The sequence below is a fragment of the Oceanobacillus luteolus genome (genome assembly GCF_023715655.1).
In the GTDB taxonomy this organism is placed as follows: Bacteria; Bacillota; Bacilli; order Bacillales; family Amphibacillaceae; genus Oceanobacillus; species Oceanobacillus luteolus.
In genome coordinates, this window is the sequence record NZ_JAMBON010000021.1 from 45376 (window position 1) to 54398 (window position 9023).

The window sequence follows — 9023 nt, forward strand, 5'->3', positions numbered from 1 at the left end:
TTGCCGCATATACTGATTATGAAAATTGACAGATAAAGGGGAGACGATTTGTGGATAACGAGAAATATGCTAAAAATCCAATATTATATATCCATCAGCCACAGAGTGAAGAGATTCATGCAGTTATGCAATATAATTATCGTACCATTAGGGAAAGAAATGAGAATGAGGCAGACCAAGAAAACCATGAAAGTAACCGGCCGATCTATAAGCAAACATCAGAGTACGAAGTGGATGCGGAATATGAGACAGAAAAAAAAGAAGGTAAGCATTTAAAAGAGAAGAAGTTTCATGAGATGACTTTGGAGGAGCAATTGCTCTACTTAACTGAAAAACCTGTTTATGCACCTCAAGTGGTTTGTGAAATCAGAACAGATAAAGGTATCGATCATGGGGTTATTTCAAATTATAAAGATGGAATAGCACACATCCGTGGAGGGGATGGGATTATTGAGATTCCAAAAGATAAGATTAATCAAATTCGAATTATTAGTTTTTAATTTTTAAACAAAATCTATCTTTACAAGAGGTTGTGCGATAAAACATACAACAGAAAGCGCCCACCTTACTTCATGAATGGTGGGCGCTCATTATTAAAGTCAAATTAATCTCTTCTTAACCGTACTGCTGGTAGGCAAGTCACATGGCAGAAGCAGTGTAAGTTTACGGTAATACAAATTCCTGTTGATTCTAAGTCATCTGGGCATTGTTGTGTCGGATCTTTTAAGTGACTGGGTCCACAGTTTTCTCCATCTTTTAATAGTAACTCCAATACCGCGCAACCTTTTTTATCAATGTGTTTTACACGGAAGATAAAGCTTGCAACAATACAGTCTTTGTCTGGTCCTGGGACTCTTTGATATCCGAAGCCTTTAAAAGGGCTCCCATCCTTGTTATACAAAATAATTGGAACTGTATCTTTACGGCGCCTTCTAGGCCGCGTTTCACCTAGCACTTCATTGATGGATTCCTCACAACTTGTGCGGCAGCAATCATCATCTTCCACAGCATTTTGAACTTTTTCTATCTCTTTTAAAACATCAAGAACACAGCTTCCAGTATCAAAATCTTTTCCACAACCACAGCTCATACACAATTACTCCTTTCGCAAAAATATTGACTTTCTGATATAAGATATGTGCAAATGGGTGGTTGGTGTGGGCAGATATACTGAAAATCTATGTAGACAGCCTATATTATATAGGCATGTATTTGAGAAAGTAGGGTATAGGTTAGTAGAGGGCCCTCAATAATCATTCGGAGCTGTCGAATCATATATTAAATAAAAAGGGGGAGATGTGCTTGGGGTATATTATGCCAGTAGATAGGTTTCAGTACATTCAATATCAAGAGCGGATTCGTCCTGAAAAAATATCCACTTCTCCAGTGAATCCATCCTTTAAAGTTGTTTTAGAAAAAGAATACGAACAAATTTCAAGTGAGTACGAACGTCTTCTGCCAAGTTCTTATAAAAACATACCACTCAAACCTCAAACTCAGAAACTCACTGACTATACTTTCGCAAAAATGACAGGTATCGGCCGCAATTTTAATGAAACCATCTAAAATGGGATGTTTGAACATATCAAACATCCCATCTTTTATGGTTTCGATTGAAAATCGGATAGAGCTGTAAATCTTTACCTTTCTCATATTCTGCAAGGAAAATATCCTTCAACTTGTAATTTCTCTTGTCTAATTGCTCCATCAACCATGCTTCAGTTAAATTCTTTTCCCTCAGGTTGTCATAAATGATTTCACCGTCACTGATTAACGTGACTGGCAAAGCTGTTTTTACTGGAGAAAACTTCATATCCTTCCGTGTAGGAATCTGAAAATCCGACTTTTTTAATACAGATACTGTACCATCCATTTCGAGAATAGCATATTCCACTTCCTCAATGGAAAAAACATCTTTCGCCCGAAGCATATGCTTCAACTGGTTAATATCCAATTTGTTTTTCTTCATTTCATCCCGAACGAATTTCCCATTATAAATGACGATTACAGGGTTTCCTTCAAGCAAGTGACGTGATCGCTTATACCGTTGTGTAATAAATTCGGTAACATACATCAGACCACCCCATACAACGACAACGAAGAATATCTGAGGTATTCCATTATTGTCATCATAAAGTGCATTGCCAATTAATTCCCCAAGAACAATCGCGGAAATAAAATCAAACGCTGTAATCTGTGATATTTGCGTTCTTCCGAGGATTTTAGTGAGGGCAAAAAGTGCGACAAATCCAAAGACTAGATCAAAAAACATTTCGGTGAACCCTTGCATTTGTAATATCCCTCCAGTCAACGAGCTTAGTATCTCCAACTGAAAGGGTTTTATGTACGTTGTAATTGAAATATAGACCCGAGAAGTTTAAATGAAATTCGCTGAGTAGTTTCCTTGAAAACAATAAAAAAAGCATGATATCTCCCTTTATAATAAATGGAGATAACACGCTATTTTCATTCGTTATAATTCCTTCACCATAGTCACATGCGGTATGCCTGCATCCATAAATACATCAGAAACGGTCTTGTAGTTTAGTTGATTATAAAAGCTTTCCGCATGAGTTTGGGCGTTTAGCTTTGCTTTGTTGACGCCATTTTCACGGATTGTATTTTCCATTTCTTCCATAAGCATTTGTCCGAAATGCTTTCCACGGAATTCTTTAAGCACACAAATCCGTTCAAGTTTCCCATAATCATCTACAAAGCGGATTCTGCCCGCAGCTACGGGCTGATTATCTTCATATCCGATAAAGTGGGTAGCTGTTTCATCATATTCATCAAGTTCTTCTTCTTCCGGTACATGCTGTTCTTCAACGAAAACAGTCATGCGTACGAAAAATGCGTCATCTAGTTCTTTCTTTGTTGTAACTTTTCGGATTTCCATGTATTCCTTATTCCTTTCCAAATACGAAGGTATCGTGCACCGTCCATTGTCCATTTTCTAATTGATATAGAAGCTGAAAGCGATCAACCGTATCTTCATATTGATGATTTTCCATGTTGAGTCTGCCAAGAATATCGGTAAATTCAACATGTGTTAAGTCTTGTGCCAGTGTAACATGTGGAACGAAAGGATGTTTTCTCGTGTCTTCGAATTTTCCGCTATGCAGCTTTTCTTCAAGTTCGATAATTTCATCAGATGGTTCCACTTTAAAGTAGATTGTATTTGTAACCGGCTCAAACGAGCTTACTTTTGTAATTCTGAGAGGGAATGGTTTTGTTTCATTTGCAATTCGCTTAAGTTCTGAAACAACTTCACTTAATTTTCCTTCGGCTATAGTAAAACTGCTCTTTAATGTAACGTGTGGTGGAATCAAAGCATAATGTGGATCATATCTTTTCCGATAGGAGTTAGCAGCGTCTTGTATTTCTTTCGATGGAAAGTAAGCAATTCCAAAATTCATCATAAAACCTCCCGTTTAATTTTCTCTGTATGAATTATTTTTTATTATAGCAAACTTAGCAAAATAAGCTACAAAGTTTTTAGCTTCTTTAGAAATTTCACTGTTTTTTCATAAAATATCATTGAAAATTAACTGGTAAAAGATAATTTAGTTAATCGATGATGCTTGTCAACGCGCGTATCATATCTTTTTGCCAATATTTCCACGTGTGTAATCCGTCTTCCAACTCATGATAGATATAATTGCTGTTTTTACTCGATAAAAATTCATTTAGTTCACGGTTCGGGGTTAATTGATCTTCAATCTTCCCGTCAGATAGTTCTGCTTTGTCTTCTTTTTCACCAATCGTGTGGTAAATATCCAAGGAACTTAAATCTTTAGCTTGCTTCACTTTTTCCATTATGGCTTCATCGACATATGGGGAATGTAATATCACTTTACCAAAAGTGTTGGGATACTTTAACGCTGTTAATAAAGCAAATGTCCCAGCGAGTGAATCGCCCATCAATATCCGTGATTTACCCATATGATAAGTAGGAAGCTCATTGTCTAATAGGGGTACGACTTCTTTTACGAGGAACTTTGTAAAAGCATCGTGTTCTTCACCGTTCGGATGATATTTCTTCCGTCGGTCATACCTATTTTTATAATGGATCCCTACGAAAATCGTATTCGTTAATTCGTAGTCTTCGTGGAGTCGGTCGCTATATGTTGCAATGCGTCCCATTTGAAAATAGTCGTCCCCGTCAAACATGATGCAAATATTATACTTGTAAAGGTCGGAGAAAGTTTCAGGAAAATAGATTTTAATTACTTTCGTTTCATGAAGATATATACTATCAATTTCTCTGTCTACCATCTTACCTTTTCTAGCCAATAGACTACACCTCTTGTTATATTTAGTACTTTCAGTTTACCATTTCTCATGTTGATGTTCTATTTCTTAGTTCGCTTGCTCGAGCAGCTGACTTTGGTGCAATTCGTAGTATGCTCCTTTTTGTTTGAGGAGTGCTTCATGATTCCCTTTTTCAATGATTCTTCCGTGTTCCAGCATAATGATCGTATCCGCTTCTTGCACCGTATTCAATCTGTGGGCGATGACAAAACTGGTTCTGCCTTTCATGAGTCTTTTTAGTGCGTCCTGGATCTTCAGCTCGGTGATCGTATCAATATTACTCGTTGCTTCATCTAAAATTAAGATGGAAGGATTCGCAATCAATGCCCGGGCAATCGTAAGCAGCTGCTTTTGTCCTTGGCTGATTCCGCTTCCAGTCTGATCAAGGATCGTGTCATAGCCATCATGAAGCTTCATAATGAAATCATGGGCATTGGCATCTTTTGCTGCTTGTATCACTTCTTCATCTGTTGCATCAAGCTTGCCATAACGAATATTTTCCCGGATAGTGCTGTGGAAGAGGAAGGCATCCTGCAACACAAAAGCCATATGTTTCCGTAAGCTGTTACGTGTGATATCCTTCAAATCAATTCCGTCCAATGTAATCTTCCCTGAATCATAGTTGTAGAAACGTGAAATCAAATTGATGATGGTCGTTTTCCCTGCGCCAGTATGCCCGACAAAAGCAACCGTCTCACCAGGTTTGGCTTCAAAGCTCAAGTTGTCGATGATCGTTTCTTCCTCATAAGCAAAAGTCACTTCATCAAAAACAAGATGACCATTAGTAGAGTTGATTTCTATGGCATTCTTTTCATCTCGTTCCTCTTTTTCTTCATCCATCACATGAAACACTCGTTCAGCTCCAGCAATAGCAGAGAGGAGGATGTTGAATTGGTTCGATAATTCGTTAAGTGGACGAGTAAACTGTCTTGCATATTCGGTGAAAATTACAATGATTCCAACTGTCACCAGCTCTTGATTACTATAAATCGCAAGCAATCCACCGACTAATGCAATTAAACCGAAGCTTAAAAAGTTCAGCATGTTCATGATTTTAGGGATCAGACCAGAGATCATCAACGCCCAGAATCCAGTCTTTTTCAATTCGTCGTTTCGTTCTTCAAAAGCATCGATTACTTTCTGTTCTTGGGAGTAGGTTTTAACGACATGTTGCCCAGAGACGATTTCTTCTACATAGCCGTTTACTTCACCAAGATTTTTCTGTTGTAATTTGTATAATGGTCCAGTTCGTGAAGTGATCCATTTCATGGAGAAAAACATCAGCGGCACAATGATCATCGTAACCGCAGTAAGAATTGGACTGAGAATAAGCATCACGACAACCGTTCCAACAAGTGTCAGTACACTGGAGAAAATCTGGATGACCGACTGGTTCAATGTGTTGTTCACGTTATCGATATCGTTTGTAAGCCGGCTCATCAATTCTCCATGCTGTCGTTTATCGAAATAGGAAATAGGCAGGCGATGGAATTGTTGGAATAAGTCTTTGCGTAAATCATAAACAGTATTTTGTGCGATGCCGATCATCCAATAGTTTTGCAGGAATATCGCTAGTGAATAAAAGAGATAGACAAATATTAAACCAATTAATAACCTGCCTAATCCGTCCGTTTCTTGGGGCACGATGTAATGGTCGATGGAATAACCGATGAGATATGGTCCGAGTAATCCAAATCCAGAACTAAGGAGTACCATGAAAATCACAAGAAGGAGCATGCCTTTTTGTTTGGACAAGTAATCCCAAATTCGCTTTAATGTAGCGCCCATATTTTTTGCCCGTTTCTTTTTTTCGGCATTAACCGAATCGATCGGCACTTTTTCATATTGAAAGGGGGCTTTCCAATCTTTACTCGACATATGCATGCTCCTTTCCGTGTTGAGATTCAACAATCTGTTGATATAGAGATGATTGTTCCAGTAATTCATGATGCGTACCAGTCGCTAGGATTTTCCCTTCATCCATTAATAGGATGCGATTTGCTTTCCTCGCGGTAGATATCTTTTGTGTAATAATCAGGATAGTGCAGTTGTAGGATTCAATGGCTCGTAATAATCTTGCCTCTGTCGCCAAGTCAAGTGCACTCGTACTATCGTCCAGCATCAAAATCTTAGGTTTACGGATTAACGCTCGGGCAATGGAAATCCGCTGTTTTTGCCCTCCAGACAAGTTGACGCCTTTTTGGCCAACCTTTGTATCATATCCATTTGGCAGATCCATTATCGTATCGTGGATTTGAGCATCTTTTGCTGCTTGAATGATCTCTGCTTCCGATGCGTTTTCCTTTCCCCATGTAATATTTTCCCGAATGGTTCCTGTGAAAAGAAGCGGGCTCTGGGGGACATAGCCGATACTGTTTCTTAATGTAGTGAAAGGATAATCTGTCACGGCTTTCCCATCAATGAACACATCACCCTTCGTCGGGTCAAAAAGACGGGGCATCAATTGGAAGATGGAAGTTTTACCAGCACCAGTTGCTCCCATAATGGCGAGAGTTTCTCCAGCATCCACAGAAAAAGATACGTCCTGTAAAACAGCTTCATTTGACCCCGGGTAATGGAAAAAGACATTTTTATATTCGACCGCACCATATTTGATTTCCAAATCACTCGTAATAACGTCTGACTCACCTTCATCTTCTAAAGATAACACTTCGTCTACACGCTCTGCCGACGCCTTTGTTCGGGAAAGTATCATTATAATGAAGGAAAACATCGAGATTGCCATGGCGACACGGAGTGCATAGTTTACGATGGAAACAACTTCCCCGACTTCAGCATTTCCGGCAATCGACTGGACATTTCCAAACCAGATGATAAAAATCAAACTTAAGTTCATGATGAATAAGAGAATCGGCATGGATGATTCGACAAAACGGAATGTTGTTTTAGTTGAAGTCGCCAAGTCATCATTCGCTTCCATAAAACGATTTTCTTCAAAGTCACGCCGTGTAAAAGCTTTAATTAACCGCATTCCGGAAAGGTTTTCCTGCATGACCCGGTTTACATTATCAACATTGCTTTGAACCTTGGCGAACATTTTACTGGCATATTTCATGACCAATAACAAAAAGAGAATCAATAAAGGTACGGTCACTAAAAAGATCAGTGCCAAGCGGGCATTAACAACAAAAGCCATAATAACTCCACCAAGTACAAGGAAAGGGGCTTTTGCCATAATCCGTAATCCCATGAAGATCATATTTTGGATTTGTCTTATATCATTTGTAAATCGAGTGACTAAACCTGAAGTAGGATATTGGTTCAAGCTCTTAAAGGAAAAATATTGGATGCGGGAGAAGAGTTTCTGTCTAATATCGTAACCAAACGCGAAGCTCACGTGTGAAGAGTAGAATGAGTTAATGACTCCAACTACGAGGGATAATGCTGCGAGTCCAAGCATGATACTTCCCCACATGACAATATTTCCAACATCCTGCTGGATCACTCCTTGGTCAATCATCAGTCCAAGAAAGAGGGGCAGGAGGAGTTCAATGGTGAGTTCGGTAAACATCATGATGTAAGCCACTATAATGGAAAACTTATAGGGCTTCAAAAAGGAAAACACATTTTTCAAAAGAATGACCCTCCAAGTAAGAAATATAATAATAACAATTGTTTTACTATTATAATTCGAATAGCTATAATTATCCAGTATTTTATTTCGGGAGTCGAAGTTTATTTTGAGGAGAGTTTGTATTGGCCTAATCGGGGTCAGGCTTAACTTTTAAAATTTCATTATTCTATACGCATTCCTTTACTACTACTCTTTTGTTTATGCTTTAGTTTAGGTATATTCCGCGAATCGTCCGGGCATAGGTTCGTGTTTAGTCCGTTCATTAGTCCGGACTTGAAATGGAAGCAGCTTAGTAAAAAATGATTTGGTCATAAAGATCCAACTGGGATTTCGTAATAATTATGGTATGATAATAGAAGTTAATAAATTTCGATACATATAATAGAAAGAGGGGCAAAAGAATGGATATCGCTAAAATGTCTATCGCACTAAACCAAGCTCAAGTACAACAACAGGCAAGCCTTTCCGTTATGAAAATGGTGATGGATAAAGGGAAGGTTCAGGCAAATGATATGTTGGAGATGATGGGTGAGGGCGCGGCAGTTCCAACAGCAAATCATCCGCATTTGGGTGGGAAAATTGATATTCAAGCATGAGAGAATTTACGTCTGTAATTATAGCAAAACTATCATTTTGTAAATAATGCTTGCATAGTTTGTAAATTTATTGTATAGTAATTATTGCAATCACGAATTACATATATGATTCCGTAGCTCAGCTGGGAGAGCGCTACCTTGACAGGGTAGAGGTCGTTGGTTCGAGCCCAATCGGAATCACTATTCAAAACGCTTGTCCTAAAAGGGATTGAGCGTTTTTTTATGTTTAGAATGATTATAAATTGAACACTCTTGTTGTCCAATTGTTGTCCAAATAAGAATAACAAGTGTTTTCGCAAGCGAATTAGCATCTATTATAAGATTTATCTAGGGATGTGAAGGAGTATGTTAAACTATGTATGTAGATTGTGAAAAGATGTACTTAAACTAACGAGGCAGCATTCCTGTAATGAACTAAAATGCGGGTTGTGTAAAAAAATAACCTCCTGATAGAATAAGAGAGTCCAAAAGCTTGCAGGCATTTATAGGACAAACTTATAAACCAGGAGGCTAATCAAGTG

The 9023-nt window shown here is 38.3% G+C and carries 10 protein-coding genes and 1 tRNA gene; 4 read left to right on the plus strand and 7 right to left on the minus strand.

What is annotated here, in order from left to right:
- Positions 1-50: 50 nt before the first annotated feature.
- Positions 51-500, plus strand: a complete 450-nt coding sequence (locus M3210_RS12605; RefSeq protein ID WP_251514904.1) for a CotO family spore coat protein — start codon at positions 51-53, stop codon at positions 498-500.
- 104 nt (positions 501-604) lie between these two features.
- Here M3210_RS12605 and M3210_RS12610 read toward each other — a convergent pair whose 3' ends face one another.
- Positions 605-1090 (minus strand): CotY/CotZ family spore coat protein, encoded by a 486-nt coding sequence (locus M3210_RS12610; RefSeq protein ID WP_251514905.1) that lies wholly within the window; start codon positions 1088-1090, stop codon positions 605-607.
- A 212-nt stretch (positions 1091-1302) separates the two neighbouring features.
- Here M3210_RS12610 and M3210_RS12615 point away from each other — a divergent pair, with 212 nt between their 5' ends.
- Positions 1303-1566, plus strand: coding sequence for a hypothetical protein (locus tag M3210_RS12615; RefSeq protein ID WP_251514906.1), 264 nt, complete (start codon positions 1303-1305; stop codon positions 1564-1566).
- Positions 1567-1585: 19 nt separating this feature from the next.
- Here M3210_RS12615 and M3210_RS12620 read toward each other — a convergent pair whose 3' ends face one another.
- The 6 genes from M3210_RS12620 to M3210_RS12645 form a co-directional block, all read right to left on the minus strand.
- Positions 1586-2290 (minus strand): DUF421 domain-containing protein, encoded by a 705-nt coding sequence (locus M3210_RS12620; protein WP_251514907.1) that lies wholly within the window; start codon positions 2288-2290, stop codon positions 1586-1588.
- Positions 2291-2473: 183 nt separating this feature from the next.
- Positions 2474-2896, minus strand: a complete 423-nt coding sequence (locus M3210_RS12625; protein ID WP_251514908.1) for a GNAT family N-acetyltransferase — start codon at positions 2894-2896, stop codon at positions 2474-2476.
- A gap of 7 nt (positions 2897-2903) precedes the next feature.
- Positions 2904-3416 carry a YjcG family protein gene (locus M3210_RS12630; RefSeq protein WP_251514909.1) on the minus strand — a complete coding sequence of 171 codons (513 nt, stop codon included), beginning with the start codon at positions 3414-3416 and terminating at the stop codon, positions 2904-2906.
- Positions 3417-3567: 151 nt separating this feature from the next.
- A complete protein-coding gene (locus tag M3210_RS12635; RefSeq protein ID WP_251514910.1) occupies positions 3568-4293 on the minus strand; it encodes an alpha/beta hydrolase in 726 nt (241 codons plus the stop codon).
- Positions 4294-4359: 66 nt separating this feature from the next.
- Entirely contained in the window at positions 4360-6189 is a 1830-nt protein-coding gene (locus M3210_RS12640; RefSeq protein ID WP_251514911.1) for an ABC transporter ATP-binding protein, read from the minus strand.
- Positions 6179-7906, minus strand: a complete 1728-nt coding sequence (locus M3210_RS12645; protein ID WP_251514914.1) for an ABC transporter ATP-binding protein — start codon at positions 7904-7906, stop codon at positions 6179-6181. Before M3210_RS12645 ends, M3210_RS12640 begins: the two co-directional genes overlap by 11 nt.
- 401 nt (positions 7907-8307) lie before the next feature.
- Between M3210_RS12645 and M3210_RS12650 the strand changes: the two genes are divergently transcribed.
- Positions 8308-8502: a YjfB family protein gene (locus tag M3210_RS12650; protein WP_251514916.1), complete on the plus strand. Its 195-nt coding sequence runs from the start codon at positions 8308-8310 to the stop codon at positions 8500-8502.
- A gap of 107 nt (positions 8503-8609) precedes the next feature.
- Positions 8610-8682, plus strand: a tRNA-Val gene (locus tag M3210_RS12655).
- The last annotated feature ends 341 nt before the right edge of the window (positions 8683-9023 follow it).